This window comes from Dolichospermum sp. DET69, assembly GCA_017355425.1.
GTDB lineage: Bacteria > Cyanobacteriota > Cyanobacteriia > Cyanobacteriales > Nostocaceae > Dolichospermum.
The window spans coordinates 3,394,323-3,416,901 of the sequence record CP070233.1; the positions used below are offsets into that span (position 1 = coordinate 3,394,323).

Sequence of the window (22,579 nt, forward strand, 5' to 3'; positions counted from 1 at the left end):
ATATAATCTACTTGACTGGTTGCAGTTTTGTGACTTTAAGTTTGAATTTCCCTACCCCAGTTTCCCCAAAAGAGTGAACCCGCACAATATAAATTCCTGCTTCTGTAATGCGGGTAAATAACAGAGAATTACTTGTACCATCAGGTCCATCATCATTTTCCAATACCGTTGAGCCATTGGGCGCTAATAGTGTAATAATGCCGTCAAAGTTTTCCGATGACAAATCAATAGATAAATTATCACCCTTCTCTAACCTAACTGAATAATCACGAGCAAATCCCCCTTGTCCTGTGGGAATATCTTTGTTTGATAGGGTATCAGAAATTTCTGTAAAATTAGTTAACGGAATAGGGCTATATAACTTATTTTGGGCTGAAGCTGTTTTGAGCCAAATCCCCATTGTTAGCAATGTGATAGGAATAATTAGAATATATCTGAAACCCACTGCAAAAGTCTTTTTCATAAATTTAAATACTGTTCCTAAAAATACAGGCTAACTTATCTAATATAGCTTTATTTTTATTTATTTGTGGTGGCCACAGCAGCTACACCCAAGACTGTAATTTGATGTTGTTCAAGAGTCTTGACAGCAGCTTTGACAGTAGCACCAGTAGTATAAATATCATCCACTAATAATATTTGTGTATTTGGATGACGACGAAAATCTTTGCCAAGTCCAAAAGCATTTTCTAAACTTTCTTGTCTTTGAACTGGGGATAAATTAAATAGTGCTTCGGTTTCTTTGATGCGTTCTAAACCATTGACTTTCAATTTGCATCCTGTAACATTGCAAAAACCTGCCGCTATTAATGCGGCTTGATTAAAACCCCGTTGTTTTTGTTTTTTCGGGTGCATAGGGATAGGGACAATTAAAGGCTGTTGTTGTGGTTGAGGTGAATGTAATAACCATGATTCTCCTAACCATGCTCCTAAAAGATAACCTATTTGTGGCTCATTTTCATATTTTAGGGCAGCGATCGCTCTTTTAACTGCACCACCATAATTTCCCCACACAAATATTGGTAATGGTTGTTTCCATAAAAAAGCTGGATTTGGTTTATGACAACTTTGAATTTGCTTGATACAATATGGACAAAGTTCCCTTGATGTAGTCCGTTGACATAGGGGACAATGAGATTTCAGAAAAAGACTCAATAGGTTTTGGAATATTTTCATCATAGATATTTGATATAAATGCGATCGCATCTGCTAGTTTCTACACCTGTTGTCGGTAGATAACCATTACTTTCATAAAGTTTAACAGCTTCAACTAAAATACTCGCGGTTTCAATCCAAATTTGCTCAAATCCCTGCAAAGCAATTGCTGTTTCCAGTTGTTGTAATAAATATTTTCCTAATCCTAAACCGCGCACTTTGGGTAAAAGATACATTTTTCTAATTTCTACAGCTTTTTCTCCTCTCTGTATTGGATAATATGCAGCAGTCCCGACAATCTGATTTTGATGTTCAATTACCCAAAATTCTCCACCAGTTGCTAAATAATATTCTTCAATATTTAATACATCTTTGTCAGCTTCTTCTGGTTGCCAAGGTAAACCGTATTCTGATAATACAGAACTAATGACTGTTGCTGCTAAAACACGGTCTTTTTCTTGCCAATGACGAATGATAAAATCTTGGTAAAAATACATAATAAAGTTTAGTTGATAAAGTTGGAATACAATCTAGGAAACTTTTATAGTGTTTTGAATGATTAATCTAAAACCAGTATCAGTTCTAAATTTTTGCATTCTCTCTTTGTGTGAATATTGAAATTGTGGCTTTTTACTATTAGCTATATATGCCATTTTAGATTTATAAATAGCTAAATTATTATGATTAATAAAGACAGCAATTGTCTTTCTAAGTTGCTCATCTCCATCATCTATCCAAACACTATTTCTATAATTTCTCTCTTTTAATTCCGCAAAAATAATATTATTATTGTTGTAAGTAAGCATACCACCACAACGACTATCTATTCTACCATCTGATCTGAGAATTTCAATACATTTATCAATAGTGGTAAATATCACCTCTATTTCTTGAGTATTCTCAACAATAGCAATCCATTTGCTACAATCAACAGTGTCAATATAAGCAGGATTTTCTAAAGGTGGTGGATCATCACACAGCCCAAATTTAGGCTGATTTGTCTGACTTTGACAATTAGCATCAAAAAAATTTATACTCATATTTGTTCCTCAATTTCCAATAAATTGTCAAAAAGGTTATTAGTCTCGGCTAAGAAAGAATTGAGATAGTTGTCATCAGAAGGGAATCCCTCATAAGTAGAAAGTTTGATAATTTCTCCACATTCTGTTAATTCATATACAATAGAATCTTCATCAGATACACAAGATGCTTGAGGAACAATATTTTCTAGTTGTTCTTTTAGTAAATCAGTATTTGGTAAATTTATAATTTTATGTAAAACCTTATATCCCTTGATTGCCAATGTCAGATAATTAATAATATAAGGACTGTGAGTAGTAAGAATTAGTGTATTACCTTCTGTAAGGTTAGCAAATTCTAATAATTTATATAAAACGTCTTTTTGCGATTTTGGAAACAGATTTTGTTCTATTTCTTCAACAATATTTAAAAAACATTCATTTTTATATTTAGAAGATAATACTTCCAAAGCAGCTTTTTTAAATTCCTCCGAAAGATTATCATTAGATAGGATTTTTTCAATTTCTGTTTTTAATCTTTGTTGTTCTTCAGCACTAAGTTCATTTTGGGAAGAATCTTTATTTTGACCAATAGATAAGGCAATATTTCTAGAAACTAAAAACAAAGGAATAAAAGATTGAAACCCGCTTGAAGATTCGGAAATATTTAATTTATAATCACTTCCTATAATATTTAAAGTATTATTTTTTTGATCAAATTCCAACTTTACATCACCCACTGGTAAAGTCAAACTTTCTGATAATTCCTGTTGTGAACGCTCTAATTCCTCAAAAAAAGCAAATAATGATTGAGGCAATCCTTTTACTTTTTCAGCCCCCTTAACAACACTAAAAAAGTTTCTTTCTGCTGGTACATACATAATTTTAGGTACAATATATTCTTTATATCCTTTGTGAATATTATTACCAATACACATAATATTGAAAAAGTATGGTGTAATAGGATCAATGTTTAATTTTCCATCTTGAAAAGAAAAATAAAAAGCATTTCCTAGATATTCAATTTCAGTTTCTGGTAAGAAGTAATTTTTTAAGTTTTGATAGTTACAATATGTATTAACAAAGCGATTGCGCCTTGTTACATACTTGATTTCTAAATTTCTACGATACAACTGTTTTTCCAACCAACTTAATGTTGAAATTAGTTTAGCAATACTACTTTTTCCCGTTCCTTGATTACCAATAAAAACAGTAATTTTGCGGATATCTATAAATCCATTATTCTCTGCAAAACCTGATTTAATTGGTCCAAAATTTTTAACTTTTATTTGACTCATAATAATTTTTCTTTACTGTATTTACCTAGTTTCCTTTTTCTAGTAAAAATATTATAATTCAAACTCTGATTAACAATAATTTATTTTACATACAGCGGTTTCCGCTCTTATGAGGTACATCTTAGCCCCCTCATCGCTTGCGGGGAGGGGGTTGGGGGTGGGGTTCTTGTACCTCATAACATCGGGAAGTGCTGTAATAAAAGCGCTTCAGAAGATAGTATAAAGAACGGCTGTGGTTAAAAGATATGATTTGGGTGAGCAGGACTTCGACAGTCTCAGTCCCAGGATACCCACCCCACAATAGTTGTAGATTATTTTAGATGTGAAAATTAACCTGGAGGCCAAGACATAGGACGACGGCCGAGGATGTGTATATGTAGGTGATGAACTGTTTGACCGCCATCATTACCAGTATTCATAACTACACGATAACCGTTTTCTAATCCTGCTTGTTCTGCGACTTGCTTCACCACTAATAAAAGATGTCCCAAAAGAGTTTGATCTTCAGGTTCTGCGGTAGCTAGGCTAACTATGGGTTTTTTGGGAATGACAAGGATGTGAACTGGCGCTTGGGGGTTAACATCTGTAAAAGCCAAAGCTAAATCGTCTTCATAAACAATATTCGCGGGAATTTCTTTACGAATGATTTTACTAAAAATCGTTTCTGTGGTACTACTCATGTGGTTTTACTGACTCATCTGTTAAAGATTTTAAGCGAAAGCCTGGGAATTAATTCCCGGTCTAATCACAAAATTTGGCTTAAGCGGACTGAATTTGTGATTTTACTCATTGTTAATGCACCCAAAAATCTGCTTTGATATTGATAAGGTTTATTGATATATAAAAAATGCTGGCTAGAGTTTGGAGTGCATCTATCATCGGAATTGACGCTGTAAAAGTGGGTGTAGAAGTTGATGTTTCCGGTGGTTTACCAGGAATTGTGATTTTGGGTTTACCAGATTCCGCTATTCAAGAATCTAAAGAACGGGTAAAAGCAACTTTGAAAAATGCGGGTTTTGCTTTTCCCATCCGGAAAATTGTCATTAACCTGACTCCCGCAGATTTGAGAAAGGAAGGCCCTGCTTTTGATTTACCGATTAGTGTGGGAATTTTAGCAGCTTCTGAACAAGTTAACGCCGATTTATTAGGAGATTTTTTATTTTTAGGTGAAGTTTCTTTAGATGGTAGTTTGCGTCCGGTTGCTGGTGTTTTACCTATTGCTGCAACTGCAAAACAAATGGGAATTACTGGTTTAGTTGTTCCTGTTGATAATGCCCAAGAAGCGGCTGTTGTCGAAGGATTGACGGTTTATGGTTGCAAAGATATTGCTAATGTAGTGGACTTATTAAATAATCCTAAAAAATACCAACCTGTCCAGTTAAATAAAACAGTAGAAACTCCCACAGAAACATCTTTGAATTTAGCAGATTTGCAAGATGTTAAAGGACAAGCGCACGCCCGTAGAGCTTTAGAAATTGCGGCTGCGGGTGGACATAATTTGATTTTTGTGGGACCACCGGGAAGCGGAAAAACGATGTTAGCAAGGCGATTATCGGGAATTTTACCACCTTTAAGTTTTTCTGAATCTTTGGAAGTGACACGCATTCATTCTGTGGCTGGATTGTTGAAAAATCGCGGTTCTTTAGTGCGCGATCGCCCTTTTCGCAGTCCGCACCATTCCGCATCTGGTCCATCCTTAGTTGGTGGTGGCACTTTTCCCCGTCCTGGTGAAATTTCATTATCCCATAGAGGTGTACTTTTTCTCGATGAATTAACAGAGTTTAAAAGAGATGTTTTAGAGTTTCTGCGTCAACCTTTGGAAGATGGTTTTGTGACAATTTCTCGAACTAAACAATCTGTCACTTTTCCGGCACAATTTACATTAGTAGCCAGTACAAATCCCTGTCCTTGCGGTTATTATGGTGATACAATTCAAGGATGTACCTGTTCACCTCGACAACGGGAACAATATTGGGCAAAATTGTCTGGACCGTTAATGGATAGAATTGATTTGCAAGTAGCAGTCAATCGTTTGAAACCAGAAGAAATTACCCAACAACCCACGGGAGAACCATCGAAATCTGTAGCCCAAAGAGTCGAAAAAGCCAGAGAAAAGGCAGTGATTCGGTTTGAAAAAGAAGAAAATTTACAATGTAATGCCCAAATGCAAAGTCGTCATCTTCAGAAATGGTGTAAATTAGATGATGCTAGTCGGAATTTATTAGAAGCTGCTATTAGGAAATTAGGATTATCTGCAAGAGCAAGCGATCGCATTCTCAAAGTATCACGAACTATAGCAGATTTAGCAGCAGATGAAAATCTCAACCCCCAGCACGTAGCCGAAGCCATTCAATATCGGACAATTGATAGAATGCAGTAATGTAGAAATATAGAACATTTCTACATTATTGATATCTAATTAATAGGCAAATTATTGGGGTCAATTCCCTGCGATTGCAAATAAGCTATTAGCCGTTCTTTTTCCTGACGTTCCTGTTCAGCCCGTTGACGTTCCTGTTCAGCCCGTTGACGTTCCTGTTCAGCCAGTTGGCGTTCCTGTTCAATTTTTTCCACAGCCCAAGGTAACAAATTACCTGTTTGATCCCACCACCGCAACCAATAGCCAGTGCGTCCTTCCTTTGCGCCTCGCCAAGTTCCTAAAAATAGTCCCATTGTCTCAATCCAATGATGACCATTCTCATCTGGTTGCTTTAATTCATAACGGCCATTTTCCAGTTGATAATATTCTAATAAACCCCCATCTGGCTCAAAAATAATGTAAATAGCAACTTGTAAAATTTGTTCATAAAAAAACCATTTTCCTGGCGGATAAATACGTTTAACAGAATATTCTCCCCCGTCTTTATCTGATAAAAACTCCATCACTAAAGCTGGGACATCCCCTTCTAAATTGGGTGTATAGCTTTTTCTTTCTGGTAATATCTCCTTAACAGAAGGTACATATACCCAATCTGGTGCTTTAGCCACAAATTGCTCATTTAATGTGGCACATAGCCCAAAATTGGCAGTAATTAACATCTGTGGTTGAATGAATCCACTGAGTTCTAAACTTTCCCGCAAAGCCCCCGCTAATAGTGGCTGTCCTGTATTTTCCACTGGTTCATCCTCTAACTGAAAATCATCGGGTAAGGCTTCCCAGGAGATGACCAGTCTAGTCTGTGATTTGGTTTCACTGAGTAGGGTTGCCATAAACGCCACCTTTAGTTGATTTATTTTTATTGTATCTTATCTACTAAATCAGACGTGAACATCTTTTTTTCCTCATACCTCTGTACCTTTGCGTCTCTGCGTGAAAAAAGATCATACTTTAACCTAATCTAAAAACTCTCCCAAATTTGGCACATTTACCCAACATCCTGTTTGATGAGATTCATGGGATAAATCCATTAATAATTGGGAATAAACCCCTTCTCGCAAAGAAGGTATAGTTTGCTGATTATTCGTAATTCCTTTTACCCATTCATCAACAACTCTTAAAAAAGCACAAATTCGCCCATCCTGATAATGTTGCGGAAAAATAAATTGTTGGGGAACTGCTATTTCTTTTAAAGATTCTCCACTTTGAGAACCCCAAATCTGAAAACCATGAATATAGTCTTTTTGATTCTTACTACCTAATATTAATGTCCCCTTATCTCCATAAACTTCTATCCAATGAGTTCTTTCTGCATGAACAACCGCACTAATAGAAACTTGACAAGGTATACCATTTACCAATTCCAGAGATAATAAACAAGTATCATCAGTATCAACTGTTTGCAATTCTCCAGTTATGGGATTAACTCTTTCAGGAATAGCAGTAATTAAATGAGCGTTTAATTTCTTAACTTCTCCAAATAACCAATGAATATAATCAAAAGCATGAGAACCTAAAGAACCTAAAGCACCACCACCTTTTTCTTGACTGGAATACCAATTCCAAGGACGAGATTTATCAGCGCGAGAAGAACCCAACCAATCAATTTTAATTAATCTAATATTTCCTACATAATTTTCAGCCAGAAGTTGCGCGAAAAATTGCCATTCTGGGACAAACCGAAATTCAAAATCTACAGTTGTAATTACATTTTTATCTTTTGCTAACTGATATAATTCTTTAGCTGCATCTACATTTAAAGTTATGGGTTTTTCTAATAAGAGATGTTTACCAGCTTGCAAAACCTGTTTAGCCATTTCATAGTGCAAAAATGGCGGTGTGGAAATACTTACAGCTTCAACTGTGGGTAAAGCCAGAATTTCTGTTAAATTTTCCCCAGCATAGGGAATATTATGATTTGCCGCAATAGTTTTTGCTTTATGAATATCTCGATGATAAATAGCGACAAGCTTAGTTTGATGATGTGCTTGAAATGCGGGAATATGAACTTTTTGACCAAATCCCGTTCCAACAACTGCTACCCCAATCATGTTTAGTTTTTGCTAAATTTACTTAATAATAATTGTACCGATTAATTGACTTTTTAGAAAGTTAATGGCGAAACTTATTAATAGACATCTTATAAAACTTAAATGTGCATTTCATATAACCTTTGTAGAGACGTTCCATGGAACGTCTCTACTTTAATAGATGAAAATAATCGCCATTAAGTTAACAAAGCCAAAATCCTCTAATCTTAGATAGAAACTGAGGCTGGAGGATTAGTGTTATTAGCAAGCAAATCTACATCTTTTGATGCTTCACTTACACGAATAATTTTTGCTCCTAGTTGCTGTAACTTCATGTCAAGGCGATCATAGCCCCGATCTAAATGTTGCAATCCTTTAACAGTGGTTGTTCCAGTCGCTGCTAATCCTGCTATGACTAAAGCAGCAGAAGCTCTTAAGTCTGTGCCTATAACTGGTGCGCCCGATAGCATTGGCACTCCTCGGACAAAAGCAGTATTACCTTTGACACGGATATCTGCGCCTAAGCGATTCAACTCAGCAGCATGACGTAAGCGATTTTCAAAGACCGATTCATTAATGATACTGTCACCTTCAGCGACAGTTAGTAAAGCCATGAAAGGTGCTTGCATATCCGTGGGAAACCCAGGATGGGGCAAGGTATCAATATTTATAGCCTTGAGAGTTTTCGCTGGCAAAATGCGTAAACAGTCTTGTGCTTCTTCAATGATTGATACACCAATCTCCTGTAACTTAGCAATAACAGGGATTAAATGATCTGGGACAACAGGAGATAGAAGTATTTCAGAACGAGTAATTGCACCAGCGATTAACAAAGTTCCTGCTTCAATACGATCAGGAATGATAGTATAATCAGTTGAGTGTAATTTAGGAACACCAACTATAGTAATTGTACTTGTTCCTGCACCTTGAATTTTTGCTCCCATAGAGTTACAGAAGTTAGCTAAATCTATTACTTCTGGTTCTCTGGCAGCATTATCAATGATAGTTTCTCCATCTGCTAGGGTAGCAGCCATCATCAAGGTTTCTGTCGCACCGACACTGGGAGTATCTAAGTAGATTTTTGCGCCGCTTAACCTACCATTATTTCCGGGAACATGAGCATTGCAAATACCATGTTCAATTTGCACCTCTGCCCCCATTGATTGCAGTCCCCTGACGTGCAAATCTACCGGTCTAGCTCCAATAGCACAACCCCCTGGTAAGGGCATTTGTGCTACTCCTAGTCGGGCTAAAATTGGACCAATGGCAAAGAAACTGGCTCGCAGTTGGGTAACTAGTTCATAGGGAGCTTTAGATGTGGTAATTTCCCGCGCATCAACATCTAAAATGTCCCCTTCTCTATTTAAACGTAACCCTAAAGCTGATAGAACTTGTCCCATCCGATTTACGTCCGCTAATAAGGGAACGTTACGAATCCGACAATCACCGGAACAGAGGAATGTTCCAGCCATGATTACCAGTGCGGAATTCTTAGCTCCGCTAATTTTTACATGACCGCTCAAAGGATGCCCACCAGAGATTTGCAAGACTGCGGAGTCTGCTTCTAGTGAAGACTTGGCATCTGGTAAGCTGCTAGAAGAATTAATAAGCCTACCTCCAAAAGTAAGTAATTATAAAGGCTTGATGTTGGTTTTGATTCTCTGTTGATCATCATCTAGCTAAAAGCAAAGAAGATTTTCCTCTAAGTTGTCAAATGCCATAAAGTCGTTAGATTCTATCATGCCGGATGTCGGCTTGATTGGAAAAATGGAGCTTGTCCAGAGATGAGCAAAATTTTAAAATTGCCCTACATCTATTGTGGCAAATTTTTTCTTGACAAATAAAAATGATTAGGCCATAATGATAAACTGTAAATAAGATTCAATTCCAGCGGAACTGGCGGAATTGGCAGACGCGCTAGATTCAGATTCTAGTGCCTTCACGGGCTTCCGGGTTCAAGTCCCGGGTTCCGCATCTCAATATATCAATTTTGGATTGATCTCAAATCCGAAATTTAAAATCTAAGATTGTGTTAACAAGTTTACAAAATTCTCTAGTTAAACAAATCCGCAAGTTGCACTCCACCAAGGAGAGAAATAAGCAACAGCTATTTTTATTGGAAGGAACGCATTTGCTTGAAGAAGCTTGTACGGTTGCCTATCCCTTAGATGCGGTATGCTGTACTCTTCAATGGCATGAGGCACATCCCCAATTATGGGAAGTTATTTGTAGTCAGTGCTATCGCGTTGAAATTGTCAGTCCAGAAGTTTTAGCGGCAATGGCTACAACTGTCAATCCTGATGGTATAGTAGCAATAGCAAAGCGAGACCTAGGAATCGTTCAACCAGAGGCACAACCAAGACAAATTCCCTTTACTGGTTTAGTTCTGGCTTTAGAAACTGTCCAAGATCCTGGTAACTTAGGAACTATGATTCGCACAGCCGCAGCAGCAGGTGCATCAGGTTTGTGGTTAAGTGAAGATAGTGTAGATTTAGATAATCCCAAGGTTTTACGAGCTTCTGCGGGGCAATGGTTTCGCTTAAATATGGCTGTCAGTGAGGATTTGAGAGCTACAGTTCGCCAAAGTCAGCAAGCAGGAATGCAGGTAGTAGCCACATTACCTACAGCCGATTTAACTTATTGGCAGGTAGATTGGCGTAAACCTAGTTTAATATTATTGGGTAACGAAGGGGCAGGATTATCAGCGGATTTAGCCGCGTTGGCAGATATCCAGGTAAAAATTCCTGTGAGTCCTGGGGTAGAATCATTAAATGTGGGAATCACTGCGGCTTTAATGTTATATGAAGCCCAAAGACAAAGAACTTCCCATTAATTAGTGAATTAATTCCTGCTTTTAGAGAACTCCATAAAAAACATAATCTAATAGAGTAGGGGTAATTCATGAATTACCCCTACTTTCACGGGGATAAGCTTTAGGGGAATGATATTAAAACAGGATCAATCATTCTATGGAGTTCTCTTAGTCAATATCAGAGATTTACTACCAACGATTCTTTAGCTATCAATTTTACCCATTAATAGGCCAAATTGCCTTTCTTCGTGGACTTGACACTCTCAGGGAAGACAGCCACTGAGATTCTACTGACAGAATTAGATTAAGGGTTTAGCCTAATCTAATCTCGCTGCGACCGTCAAACGCCGCCTAGACGCTCAAAACAACCACCAATCAAGGTGTCGAAATTGCGCTTACTTTTATTGTTTTCAGTGTTTTTGTGAGTCCATCACTAAGCCAAGACGCGGTACGCTCTACAACCTGCCATTACTCGCTCTTTCTTGTCATACTGCCGCTAGGACTTGAACCTAACCGTTGTTTCATAGGAGCCGGGATTTCTCCGTACTAGGATGTTTCAACACGTAGATGTTTATTGTTCTTACTCACGATTTCATTCTAGCATACCACAGGGATTAAAATCCCTCGTGTCGCTTCCCTCTCACCGGCTTTAGCCACTGAGTTTCCCACTTACCGCGAGGTCTTATGAATAAATTAATGAAACAAGGATTAATTTGGCTAGGTGCAGCTACAATTACTTTTAGTTTAATGGCTTGCGATGCCTTCGGCGGGCGTAGCCATCGCCTGTTTACTCCTCAAGGTGATCTGGTTGAGCGGGTAAGTGATGGTGATACATTAGTATTAAAAAATGCTGATGGTAAAAAGTTCACGGTGCGGTTTGCTTGTATTGATGCACCAGAAATACCGCATTCTCTCAAAGAAAAGAATAGTAGAATTACTAAAGATGTAAATCAGTTTGCTTGGGGTATGAAAGCAAAAATACGAATAGAGGAACTAATCAAACAAACAGACGGCCGTGTAAATTTAGATATTACAGATAGCGATCGCTATGGTAGAAAAATTGCAGAAGTGCGTTTAAAAGATGGCACGTTTTTACAACAAGTTTTGGTAAAAGAGGGATTAGCTAAAGTATATCGTTCCTATTTAAGCAAATGCCCAAGTAAGGACATAGTGCAACAAGCCGAAGCGCAAGCGCAACAGCAAAAACTTGGGGTTTGGAATGATCGGAAATTTATTGATCCTTGGGATTATAGAAAAAGCATTTAATTGTCTGAATCAGGATGCTCACCGATTAAAGGATTTACAGGATGTTTTTTGATAATTTATGGTTTTATTCAATGATAGGGAATATATTTTTATTGTTCAAAAAATAAATCATTAACTATTCACAGAAAATCTCTAAATTGCCATCCTGTACATCCTCAAATCCTGGATATCCTGATTCTGACTAATTTAATTGTCTGAATCAGGATGCTCACCGATTAAAGGATTTACAGGATGTTTTTTGATAAATTATGGTTTTATTAAATGAGAGAGAATATATTTTTATTGTTCAAAAAACAAATCATTAACTATTCACAGAAAATCTCTAAATTGCCATCCTGTACATCCTCAAATCCTGGATATCCTGATTCTGACTAATTTAATTGTCTGAATCAGGATGCCCAGGATTAAAGGATTAGCAGGATGTTTTTTGATAATTTATGGTTTTATTCAATGATAGTGAATATATTTTTATTGTTCAAACAATCAAATCATTAACTATTCACGGAAAATCTCTAAATTGCCATCCTGTTAATCCTCAAATCCTGGATATCCTGATTCTGACTAATTTAATTGTCTGAATCAGGATGCTCACCGATTAAAGGATTTACAGGATGTTTTTTGATAATTTATGGTTTTATTCAATGATAGGGAATATATTTTTATTGTTCAAAAAATAAATCATTAACTATTCACAGAAAATCTCTAAATTGCCATCCTGTTAATCCTCAAATCCTGGATATCCTGATTCTGATTAATTTAATTGTCTGAATCAGGATGCTCACCGATTAAAGGATTTACAGGATGTTTTTTGATAACTTATGGTTTTATTGAATGATAGGGAATATATTTTTATTGTTCAAAAAATCAAATTATTAACTATTCACAGAAAATCTCTAAATCACAATCCTGTAAATCCTCAAATCCTGGATATCCTGATTCTGACTAATTTAACAGCTTAAATTATGCTTACTGGACTTATTTTTATATTTCCTTGATGTTGAGAAATAGAATCTTGTTGTGTAAATTCATCAAATAATTTAAAAAATTCCTCAAAAGCAGTATTTTCATCTTTGGAGAAAAACAAAATAATCTGATCCCAAGTTTGATGAGAAGTAACATTATATTTTTGCTGAACCCAATTTTGAAAACCTGAAAATTCTTGTTCTTGTTGTGTTTGAGGTATTGCTGTTTGACGACGTGCAAAGCAGTAACCAGCTAGAAATGTGCGAAGGTTAGCTATAGTTGCTCGTCCTAAATACATAGCGGGACGTTTTTGGATATTGCGGATTAAATCATATAAATCAAGCATAATGTTCCTCCTGTTTAAAATTCGGTTTCAGTGATTTGAAATTCTCCACCTAAATCTTGTACAGCGCAGTAGAAGTTATTTATCCAGTTTACCCTAGAAATTCCTTTGGTGTGAATATTGTCGAATATGAGTTCTTGTCCATCAATTTCTACCGCAATGGCATAATGTCTACCGTTGATAGAGATGTTTTGTTGCATAACTTCATGGTAGATATTACAAAAGGGATCTTCTGTACTCCCTGTAAACAAATTAATTTCTCTACCAGATATTTTCTGATTAATCAGGAATTGACGCAAGGCTATAGCACAGGGAACACATTCAAAAATATGAAACTGTTGGGCTATATCACTCAGTTGATGAAGAATATCAGCATTAGTCATGAGGTAGGATATTTTTAACTAGAATAGAAAAATATGTAAAGCTATAATCAGGATAAAAATATCATGAATTAGGAAGCCAGGGAATAAATTCGATTATTTGTCTGAATCAGGATGTCCAGGATTAAAGGATTAACAGGATGTTTTTTGATGAATTGTGGTTCTATTCAATGATAGGGAATATATTTTTATTGCTCAAGAAATCAAATTATTAACTATTCACAGAAAATCTCTAAATTGCCATCCTGTCAATCCTCAAATCCTGGATATCCTGATTCTGACTAAATGGTTTTTTACATCATTTAACAAAGTATTTTTCATTATCATGTTATAATCAATAGAGAGTTAAAAGAGTAAAAATATCATGATTTTAGATGTAAAAAATGCTCTTTCCACAATTGCACCCAAGTTAACTTATGATGTGTTGATTGAGAATCAAGAAGATGGGACGGTTAAAGCTACATTGTTAAGCTTACCAGAATGTCAAGGTTTAGGTACAAATAAAGAGGAAGCATTAAATAATCTGATTCAGCTTTTTCAAGCACGAAAACCAGAAATAGTAACTTTAGAAATTGAAGCAGCTAAAACAGAACATCCTTGGATGAAATTTGCAGGAATGCACAAGGATAATCCTCTTGTTACTGAAGCAATAGAAGATATAGAAGATGAAGGTAATGCTTGGGATGTGCTAGAGGCATTAACAGGAACTATTGAAGCACCAAGTGATTGGTCAAGTCAACATGATCACTATTTATATGGTAATCCTAAACATGACAATGAGATCAGAGAATGAATCAGGAAAGACTATTTTTAGATACGGTATTTATTCAGGCTCTACTAAACAAGAATGATCAATACCATACTCATTTTCAGGATATTTTTTGTCTGAATCAGGATGTCCACCGATTAAAGGATTAACAGGATGATAAAATATAAAATGGACGATTGCTAATAAAATTCTATAAATCTTAAAATTATGTAGATGATAATTTTAACTTTCTTCAAGTATTGTGTTATAATTAATTCAGAGTTAGAAGAGTAAAAATATCATGATTTTAGCTGTTAAAAATGCTCTTTCCACAATTGCACCCAAGTTAACTTATGATGTGTTAATTGAAAATCAAGAAGATGGCACGGTTAAAGCGACATTATTAAGTTTACCAGAATGTCAAGGTTTAGGGAATACAGAAACGGAAGCAATAGAACAATTAGATAAAATTTTGCAAGTTCGTTTAGGAAATGCTAAGATTGTGACTTTAGAGATTGTCGCACCAAAAACAGAAAATCCTTGGCTAAAAATAGCGGGTAAATATAAGGATGATCCGCAATTCGATCAAATGCTAGAATATATAGAAGAATATCGTCGTGAACTAGATGCAATTAATGAATAAAGGTTAATAAAGAAGTGGATAATTTAAGAATATTAGATACAGATTATCTATCTTTATTACAGAGAGGCAATTCATTAATTAGACAGCGATTAACTATGTTCAATCCTGAAGATATTGCCATAACTGTTATCACCGCTACAGAACAACTACGGGGAAGACTGAATATTATTAACAGGTGTGAATCAGCGAATGAATTAGTTTTAGCTTATGCTAGGTTAGAGGATACATTAGAAGACATAAATAGTCTAAATGTCCTACATTTTAGCGAAGCTGCGGGTAATATTTACACTGAATTAGTTAAGCAAAAAATCCGCGTTGGTACTCAAGATTTACGCATTGCTGCAATTACATTATCAGTCAATGGGATTTTAGTAACTCGTAATTTTAAAGATTTTGAAAAAGTTCCTAATTTGCGTTTAGAAGATTGGAGTATTAGTGAATAATGTCTGAATCAGGATATCCACCGATTAGAGGATTAACAGGATGTTTTTTAGAAAATATAGGTTTTTGTGAATAATAGAAAATATATTTTTCTCTAAATTATAATTTATAATGATTAAATATTCACAGAAAATCTATAAATCACAATCCTGTACATCCTCAAATCTTGGATATCCTGATTCTGATTAATTTAATTGTCTGAATCAGGATGCCCAGGATTAAAGGATTAACAGGATGTTTTTTGATAACTTATGGTTTTATTAAATGATAGGGAATATATTTTTATTGTTCAAACAATCAAACCATTAACTATTCACAGAAAATCTCTAAATTGCCATCCTGTACATCCTCAAATCCTGAATATCCTGATTCTGATTAATTCAATTATCTGAATCAGGATTTTCAGGATTAAAGGATTAACAGGATGTTTTTTGATAACTTATGGTTTTATTGAATGATAGGGAATATATTTTTATTGTTCAAAAAATCAAATTATTAACTATTCACAGAAAATCTCTAAATTGCCATCCTGTACATCCTTAAATCCTGGATATCCTGATTCTGACTATAATAACTCCCAAATTTTGATAGTCCCATCATCACTACCACTAGCAAGGCTTTGACCATCAGGGCTGTATGTTACAGAACGAACCCAGCTAGAATGACCTGTAAGGGTTTGAAGTAGTTTTCCTGTAGTCACATTCCATATCTTGATAGTCCTGTCCAAACTGCCACTAGCAAGGGTTTGACCATCAGGGCTGTATGCTACGGAATTAACCGTGCCAGAATGACCTGTAAGGGTTTGAAGTAGTTTTCCTGTAGTCACACTCCATATCTTGATAGTCCTGTCCCCACTGCTACTAGCAAGGTTTTGACCATCAGGGCTATATGCTACATAACGAACCCAGCTAGAATGACCTGTAAAAGTTTGAAGTAGTTGTCCTGTAGGCTTATTCCATATCTTGATAGTGTTGTCATCACTCCCACTAGCCAAGATTTGACCATCAGGGCTATATGCTACATAACGAACCCAGCTAGAATGACCTGTAAGGGTTTGAAGTAGTTTTCCTGTAGTCACATTCCATATCTTGATAGTCCTGTCCAAACTGCCACTAGCAAGGGTTTGACCATCAGGGCTGTATGCTACAGAATTAACTGAGTCAGAATGATCGGTAAGAGTTTGCAGTAGCCTTTCTGTAGACACATTCCATATCTTGATAGTGTTGTCATCACGTCCAATAGCCAAGATTTGACCATCGGGGCTAAAGGCTACAGAATTAACCTTAGAATGACCCATAAGAGTTTGCAGTAACCTTCCCCTCACATCCCAAAGTTTGACAATTGTATCCGCACTTCCACTAGCAAGAGTTTGACCATTGGGGCTAAATACTACAGAAGTAATATATTGAGAATGGAAAGTGAAGGTTTGCGGTAGCTTATCTATAACTTGTCGCTGTGAAGTTGATTTCACAACAGCAGATGGTTTTGGTCTAACAACTCCGGGAAAAATATCAACACCAAGATTTGTAGAGCGATCGCACCAATAACATTTACCATAGGTTTGGCTATAGTAATGACTATCTAGCATTTCGCATTCATTTAGTCCATTTCTAGCAACTTTTAACGATTGCATCCATTCTTTAGCTGTAGGACGTAACTGAGGATTTTCATAACCATCATTAAAGCATTTAAGAAAACATCTTCTGATCTCTGAATGTACAATATCAAGAGGAATTGTTCTATCTACAGATTGAATTAAACTATTTGCACTATATAACCATATACTCCGACGAACAAGTTCATTAATTTCTGGAGTTTCTCCTGTACCTATCCATTTTCCCTGAAAAGGACTATTCCCCCCAAATAATAATTGATAGATAATTACTGCTAATCGAAATCTATCATGTATTTCCGTTTGTTCAATACTAGAAAAATCTTTACCAATTAATTCCGGTGGTGTATATCCTTCTGAACCAACTAAACAACGATAAATTCTACCATTTCTCGGATTTTTTTACCTGAAAAGAATCTGTATCAATAATTGAAGGTAAAGCCCGATCATTAACCAGAATATTTTGTGGGTTAATATCACCCAATACATAACCAGCAGTGTGAAGTGCTTCAATAATTGAAACGATATTCATCGCTGTTGTGTGTAGAAACCGCCAATCAACTTTAATTTTCTCACGTTTACGAAGTTGGGGATTATAAATATTAAGAAGTTCTTTTGCATCTCTAACTTCTGGCATCAAAAAGCCTACAAAATCACCCTGATCATTTTTCAATGGTGACTTAGGCCAAGCAAAGGAAATATGATTAAGATGGGCATTTGGCTCTTGTGGAGGGTGATCTATCATTACTGCTAATTTTTGCACCCGTTCTGGTGTTGGTTTATGGTAAATTTTAGCTAAATAACCATTTTCATTAGTTCGCCAAATTTTCGCTTCACCACTATTGAATATTGCTTCACCTAACAGACTAATTGATTTATTTGTAATAGCACAGGTGAGAACTGTCATAGAATTTTAATTAAATAGGATAACATCAATATCAAATAGTAGTTGAAAACTTGTACAGCAAATTTTTAACCTCTCTCTAAACCTCTCCGATACAAGGGGAGAGGCTTTGAAACTCTCTGTACAAAAACTCATTTTTTCATGTTCCCTCTCCTCTTAGGAGAGGGTTAGGGAGAGGTTCTTGAAAATTCTGGATTAATTTTCAAAAAGACACAAAACCAAAGTTTTATCATCATCAGTACGAGAATTTAGCCTTTCAGAATTGAGAAAATCAATAATATATTGATCATCCTCTTCTGGATTATTTGTTTCTCGCAAATATTCCTCAAATGGTTTAAAGAATGGCGGAAAAGGTTTCCAGTCACTCAAGCGAATTGCTACTTTTTCTAGCCCATCAGTAGAAGCACAAATAAACTCTTGATTTCCTGAAATTACCTGTACCTGCATTTCCTCAACTGCATTAGCTGAAGTGACAAAAGTTGTTTCGTTGAAAAACTCCCCTTTATCTGGTTTAAACAACAATTGATATTCTGAATCTTGGGGATGCACTATCATAAATCCATCACCAATTTGCATGGCTGCAACCCATTCAGGAGTTGCTATAAAAACTAACAATGTACAAGCTAAATCATTAACAGAATCACCTTTGTTAGTTCCTTGTTTATTTAACTCTTTAATAACTTTTTTGAAGGTTTGATTAAAAAGCTTTTTAACCTCTTTTTCGGTAAGTGGTTTAGACAGATTTTCCCAGAATTTTTTGCGATTATTAAGATTTCCTTTAAGGTAGTTGAGCGCAGTGTCTACCGCTAATTCAGAACCAATTTGAGAATATTTCGCACTCCCAGCACCGTCAGCAACTGCACCCACAATCACATCATTAAAAATGCGGTAATTTCCGCAGTCTTGACAGGGTATTTTTTCCGCTTGATGACTCGTACCCACCGCAGAACGAGCAATTGCTTTCCAACTCACAATAAATAAATCCTCAAAATATCATCTTTAAATTTAAGTAATCTGATTTAAGGTTTTCGGCGAATATAATTCGCTACTACACAAACAAAGTCCACACTATGGCTAACGCCACGCTACGCTATCGACAAGCTCAGTGACCGCCTTCGTGGACTAATGAAAAATCAAGGTTTTTAACCCACGAAGGTGGGTTTTGCCTGTGTGGTTCCGCGATTTATAATCGCCTTTTCCAACTATTCAGATTATGTTATAATCTGACCCCATCCCATCGGCGGTAATGCTACAGCTTCACCTACCTTGCCACTAGAAACCCGTTTCATGGAAGTGGAAAGCCAACGAAATAAAGAGCGAAAATCTAAGCCATTCAGCGTCACTGGAGGACGTTCTGGAGGTGCAATTTGTCTGAGTTTATTCATATCCGCACCCTGAACACCAACAGTAAAAAACAACATTCGGCGCTGTTCTTCTGCTTCCCTCACTCTTTGGGCTGCACCTTCCCAGTAATCTGTAGGCGCACCATCGGTAATTAAAATTACCCAAGGACGATAATACAGTACACCGTTATCTTTATAAGTCTGTTTGCGTTGTTCTAATAAATCCAAAGCGTATTCTATGGCTGCACCCATTGGTGTAACACCCTCTGTTTCTAGCTTAGGCGGTGTAAACTGGTCTATAGTGACAAAATCTTGTGTTAGTCGCACAGGTCCAAAGGTGACGATAGCAACTTCTACACTTAAAGAGGCTTGAGCATCTTTCATCACATCTTCTTTGAAAGCTGCCAAACCTCTATTTAACTCCTGGATAGGTTGTCCTGACATTGAGCCAGAGGTATCAAGCAAGAGAATTACCGGACAACGATTTTCCGGGTTTTCCACAAATTCAGGTAAACCTACTGGCATTTTTGATACTCCTGTTTAATCAAATATAGAATGTAAAATGTCTAGTTTAGATTCTACTGGTTAATACCTATTTTAACATGAGTGTTTTTACGGAATCAATACCCGTATCTATCAACAGTAAGGGTTTAGCACTGCTAAACCCCTGCGAATTTAGAGAATTGATTAAATCTTTACCCTAATCCCCCTATCCGCTAAACTCAGAGATGCTGCGTTAATTCTGAATATGTCCGACTCCCAAGTAAGTGCTGCTGTTGCGAAACTCTACGACACCTATCCATTCCCCCCTGAACCCATCCTCGACGAACCACCACCAGGATATAATTGGCGTTGGAATTGGTTAGCTGCATACAACTTCTGCACAGGGAGAAAACCACAAAAGCAAGATATCCGCATTTTAGATGCTGGTTGTGGTTCAGGAGTCGGAACAGAATATTTAGTCCATCTCAACCCCCACGCGCAGGTAGTAGGAATAGATTTAAGTGCTGGTACATTAGAAGTAGCAAAAAAACGCTGTCAAAGCTCCGGTGCTGACCGTGTAGAATTTCATCATCTGAGTATCTATGATGTAGAACAGATACCAGGACAATTCGATTTAATTAATTGCGTTGGTGTGCTTCATCATCTCCCAGATCCCATTCGTGGTATTCAAGCCTTAGCGAAAAAACTCGCTCCAGGTGGAATAATGCACATCTTTGTGTATGGAGAATTGGGAAGATGGGAAATACAACTAATGCAAAAAGCGATCGCACTTCTCCAAGGTAACAAACGCGGTGACTACCGTGATGGTGTTCAAGTCGGACGAAAAATATTTGCTTCTTTACCAGAAAACAACCGCATTGTCAAGCGAGAAAAAGAAAGATGGGCAATGGAAAACCAGCGGGATGAATGTTTTGCCGATATGTACGTACATCCCCAGGAAACTGATTACAATATTGATACACTATTTCAATTAATAGATGCTTCTGGTTTAGACTTTGTAGGTTTTTCCAATCCTGGATTTTGGCAACTGGAAAAGCTTCTAGAAAAAGCACCAGAGCTAATTGAACGAGCAGAAGAATTAACAGAACATCAACGTTATCGTCTCGTAGAATTACTAAATCCAGAAGTAACTCATTACGAGTTTTTCCTCAGTCGTCCCCCCATACCCAAAACCGATTGGTCAGCAGATAACACACTACTAACTGCGATTCCCGAACTGAACCCTTGCATAGATGGTTTTCCTAGTCAATGTTTATTTAACTATGATTACCAAATAGTTAACTTATCAATAGTCGAATTTGAATTTATGAAAAGCTGTGATGGTAAATCTACCATAGCGGAGATTTTAACCACAGTACAGTTTGATTTAGATGGAGTTAGAAATCTTTTGAAACAACAAATGATTTTACTGACACCCGGTTAATTAGAAGAGAACCAAACTTCGGGAAGTTCATCTACATCTTCCACCAAAAAATCTCGATACACCCAGATTCGAGAAGCATTGTAGAGATCACTAAGAATAGGTTTTAATACACCATTTTTATCCCAAGGTTGAAGATCAGAATCTAGTTCACAAAAACCTACCCATGAATGTCCTTGTTGTTGCAAATCCTCAGCCCTGACAAGAATTGCCGCCAATACAGCCATATCATAAGGTTTTAACGAAGTATCCATTGCACCAATAGACACTTGCCGTTCTAGCATAGACTCAGAAAGAGGAAACACATTCAAATGTGGATGCTGGGCTAATTCTCTCAATCTTTCTGGAACTTTTGTTAATTCATTTGTAACCAATCCATCAAACTTATCAAAAACTCGAAACGCTGCATTAGCATCTTCTGTAGTCAGTTTCCCTTGTCTTTTAGCCCATTGGACAAATTTACGTAGATCGTTAGAGTCAGTACGTGGAGTAAATCGTCGGGGTATAGTTTCCCTCGCTTCTGTGAGACAGATAGCAGGTAGGTGTAACTCAAACTCTCCTGCTTCCGCACGTGACAGCAATTCAGCCGCCTGTACACTCTGTAAATGTGCAGGTGCAACAATATCTACCACCCAGTTTGTTTCGACAAAAACCGCTTGAGGCTTCATTTTGCAACTTTACTCCACCTTGGTCCACCAGCCCTGACTTCACCAAGTCGGAGAATATTGATTATCCGTCCGCTAAACAAATTTTTCAAATCATCTGGTAAACTGTCTACATTAGTTTGAAGTTTCAATTTCTCTAACCATCGCTGAACTTGTGATTCAAACTCAAGGTAAGGTTTTCCCCTCCATTGCTCATCTGCTGGTGGTAATAAATAATTTGGAAGTCTTGCTTCACCCACTACGTGAATTGATGAACCCTGAGAATCATCAAAAGAATCCCGTAGGACAATAACACGCTCTCCTGCTACAAGCAAGCCAAGGGAGCAACCAATCTCAATCATCGAGCGTTCAAGCTGAAAAATAACATTTTCATGATGGATACTGACATTATTGAGTTTTACTTCAACAATCATCAAATATTCTCCATCTGGGCTAGTGACGATAATATCTGGATGTGATGTTTTCATAAACTAAATATAATGCTTCTGCCACATTGACTAACATTTTAGCCCAAGTCAAGCTAAACTTAGACGGAGTAAGACATCTCCTCAAACAACAACTAATCTTACTAACCCCCGCTTCATCAAAAAAATCAGTAACAAGGCAGTTATCTTGCCACTGACAACTGACCACTAACAACTGACCAAAAATAAGTT

At 36.7% G+C, this 22,579-nt stretch carries 22 protein-coding genes, 1 tRNA gene and 1 pseudogene; 8 read left to right on the forward strand and 16 right to left on the reverse strand.

Annotation, left to right across the window (positions count from 1 at the left end; all coding sequences use genetic code 11):
• Positions 1-7: 7 nt before the first annotated feature.
• The 6 genes from EZY12_15525 to EZY12_15550 all read right to left on the reverse strand — a co-directional run bounded on the left by EZY12_15525 (position 8) and on the right by EZY12_15550 (position 4,152).
• Positions 8-463, reverse strand: coding sequence for a PPC domain-containing protein (locus tag EZY12_15525; protein QSX66240.1), 456 nt, complete (start codon positions 461-463; stop codon positions 8-10).
• Between the two features lie 56 nt (positions 464-519).
• On the reverse strand, positions 520-1,179 hold the full coding sequence (locus tag EZY12_15530; protein QSX66241.1) for a ComF family protein: 660 nt from the start codon (positions 1,177-1,179) through the stop codon (positions 520-522).
• Entirely contained in the window at positions 1,176-1,655 is a 480-nt protein-coding gene (locus EZY12_15535; protein QSX70689.1) for a GNAT family N-acetyltransferase, read from the reverse strand. The genes EZY12_15530 and EZY12_15535 overlap by 4 nt, the downstream gene beginning before the upstream one ends.
• A 30-nt stretch (positions 1,656-1,685) precedes the next feature.
• The gene (locus EZY12_15540; protein QSX66242.1) at positions 1,686-2,195 is read right to left on the reverse strand and encodes a hypothetical protein; all 510 of its coding nucleotides are present in this window, start codon (positions 2,193-2,195) and stop codon (positions 1,686-1,688) included.
• The gene (locus tag EZY12_15545; GenBank protein ID QSX66243.1) at positions 2,192-3,472 is read right to left on the reverse strand and encodes an ATP-binding protein; all 1,281 of its coding nucleotides are present in this window, start codon (positions 3,470-3,472) and stop codon (positions 2,192-2,194) included. Before EZY12_15545 ends, EZY12_15540 begins: the two co-directional genes overlap by 4 nt.
• Positions 3,473-3,801: 329 nt before the next feature.
• Positions 3,802-4,152 carry a histidine triad nucleotide-binding protein gene (locus EZY12_15550; GenBank protein ID QSX66244.1) on the reverse strand — a complete coding sequence of 117 codons (351 nt, stop codon included), beginning with the start codon at positions 4,150-4,152 and terminating at the stop codon, positions 3,802-3,804.
• Between the two features lie 167 nt (positions 4,153-4,319).
• On the opposite strand from EZY12_15550, the gene EZY12_15555 reads away from it, so the two are divergent.
• On the forward strand, positions 4,320-5,852 hold the full coding sequence (locus EZY12_15555; protein ID QSX66245.1) for a YifB family Mg chelatase-like AAA ATPase: 1,533 nt from the start codon (positions 4,320-4,322) through the stop codon (positions 5,850-5,852).
• 35 nt (positions 5,853-5,887) lie between these two features.
• Here the strand turns inward: EZY12_15555 and EZY12_15560 are convergent, their stop codons facing one another.
• The 3 genes from EZY12_15560 to murA form a co-directional block, all read right to left on the reverse strand.
• A complete protein-coding gene (locus tag EZY12_15560) occupies positions 5,888-6,682 on the reverse strand; it encodes a Uma2 family endonuclease (GenBank protein QSX66246.1) in 795 nt (264 codons plus the stop codon).
• A 123-nt stretch (positions 6,683-6,805) separates the two neighbouring features.
• Positions 6,806-7,900 (reverse strand): Gfo/Idh/MocA family oxidoreductase, encoded by a 1,095-nt coding sequence (locus EZY12_15565; protein QSX66247.1) that lies wholly within the window; start codon positions 7,898-7,900, stop codon positions 6,806-6,808.
• A 206-nt stretch (positions 7,901-8,106) separates the two neighbouring features.
• The gene (gene murA, locus EZY12_15570) at positions 8,107-9,486 is read right to left on the reverse strand and encodes a UDP-N-acetylglucosamine 1-carboxyvinyltransferase (protein ID QSX70690.1); all 1,380 of its coding nucleotides are present in this window, start codon (positions 9,484-9,486) and stop codon (positions 8,107-8,109) included.
• A 283-nt stretch (positions 9,487-9,769) separates the two neighbouring features.
• Here murA and EZY12_15575 point away from each other — a divergent pair.
• The 3 genes from EZY12_15575 to EZY12_15585 all read left to right on the forward strand — a co-directional run bounded on the left by EZY12_15575 (position 9,770) and on the right by EZY12_15585 (position 11,957).
• Positions 9,770-9,853 (forward strand) — tRNA-Leu (locus tag EZY12_15575).
• Between the two features lie 55 nt (positions 9,854-9,908).
• A complete protein-coding gene (locus EZY12_15580; GenBank protein QSX66248.1) occupies positions 9,909-10,712 on the forward strand; it encodes an RNA methyltransferase in 804 nt (267 codons plus the stop codon).
• 663 nt (positions 10,713-11,375) lie between these two features.
• The gene (locus tag EZY12_15585) at positions 11,376-11,957 is read left to right on the forward strand and encodes a thermonuclease family protein (protein ID QSX66249.1); all 582 of its coding nucleotides are present in this window, start codon (positions 11,376-11,378) and stop codon (positions 11,955-11,957) included.
• Between the two features lie 955 nt (positions 11,958-12,912).
• Here EZY12_15585 and EZY12_15590 read toward each other — a convergent pair.
• Positions 12,913-13,266 (reverse strand): hypothetical protein, encoded by a 354-nt coding sequence (locus tag EZY12_15590; protein QSX66250.1) that lies wholly within the window; start codon positions 13,264-13,266, stop codon positions 12,913-12,915.
• A gap of 14 nt (positions 13,267-13,280) precedes the next feature.
• Positions 13,281-13,646, reverse strand: a complete 366-nt coding sequence (locus EZY12_15595) for a hypothetical protein (GenBank protein QSX66251.1) — start codon at positions 13,644-13,646, stop codon at positions 13,281-13,283.
• Positions 13,647-14,007: 361 nt separating this feature from the next.
• Here EZY12_15595 and EZY12_15600 point away from each other — a divergent pair, with 361 nt between their 5' ends.
• The 3 genes from EZY12_15600 to EZY12_15610 all read left to right on the forward strand — a co-directional run bounded on the left by EZY12_15600 (position 14,008) and on the right by EZY12_15610 (position 15,477).
• The gene (locus EZY12_15600; protein QSX66252.1) at positions 14,008-14,436 is read left to right on the forward strand and encodes a hypothetical protein; all 429 of its coding nucleotides are present in this window, start codon (positions 14,008-14,010) and stop codon (positions 14,434-14,436) included.
• Positions 14,437-14,692: 256 nt separating this feature from the next.
• Positions 14,693-15,034: a hypothetical protein gene (locus EZY12_15605; GenBank protein ID QSX66253.1), complete on the forward strand. Its 342-nt coding sequence runs from the start codon at positions 14,693-14,695 to the stop codon at positions 15,032-15,034.
• A gap of 14 nt (positions 15,035-15,048) precedes the next feature.
• Complete coding sequence (locus EZY12_15610) at positions 15,049-15,477, forward strand: type II toxin-antitoxin system VapC family toxin (protein ID QSX66254.1); 429 nt, start codon at positions 15,049-15,051, stop codon at positions 15,475-15,477.
• 563 nt (positions 15,478-16,040) lie between these two features.
• Here EZY12_15610 and EZY12_15615 read toward each other — a convergent pair.
• The 3 genes and pseudogenes from EZY12_15615 to EZY12_15625 form a co-directional block, all read right to left on the reverse strand.
• Positions 16,041-17,994 (reverse strand): annotated as a pseudogene (locus EZY12_15615) (hypothetical protein).
• A gap of 192 nt (positions 17,995-18,186) precedes the next feature.
• A complete protein-coding gene (locus tag EZY12_15620; GenBank protein ID QSX66255.1) occupies positions 18,187-18,963 on the reverse strand; it encodes a protein phosphatase 2C domain-containing protein in 777 nt (258 codons plus the stop codon).
• A 239-nt stretch (positions 18,964-19,202) separates the two neighbouring features.
• Positions 19,203-19,859: a VWA domain-containing protein gene (locus tag EZY12_15625; protein ID QSX66256.1), complete on the reverse strand. Its 657-nt coding sequence runs from the start codon at positions 19,857-19,859 to the stop codon at positions 19,203-19,205.
• Positions 19,860-20,082: 223 nt separating this feature from the next.
• Here EZY12_15625 and EZY12_15630 point away from each other — a divergent pair, with 223 nt between their 5' ends.
• A complete protein-coding gene (locus EZY12_15630) occupies positions 20,083-21,261 on the forward strand; it encodes a class I SAM-dependent methyltransferase (GenBank protein ID QSX66257.1) in 1,179 nt (392 codons plus the stop codon).
• Here the strand turns inward: EZY12_15630 and EZY12_15635 are convergent.
• Both EZY12_15635 and EZY12_15640 read right to left on the reverse strand, forming a co-directional pair.
• Complete coding sequence (locus EZY12_15635) at positions 21,258-21,926, reverse strand: hypothetical protein (protein ID QSX66258.1); 669 nt, start codon at positions 21,924-21,926, stop codon at positions 21,258-21,260. The genes EZY12_15630 and EZY12_15635 overlap by 4 nt on opposite strands.
• A complete protein-coding gene (locus tag EZY12_15640; GenBank protein QSX66259.1) occupies positions 21,923-22,390 on the reverse strand; it encodes a type I restriction enzyme HsdR N-terminal domain-containing protein in 468 nt (155 codons plus the stop codon). Before EZY12_15640 ends, EZY12_15635 begins: the two co-directional genes overlap by 4 nt.
• Positions 22,391-22,579: the final 189 nt, after the last annotated feature.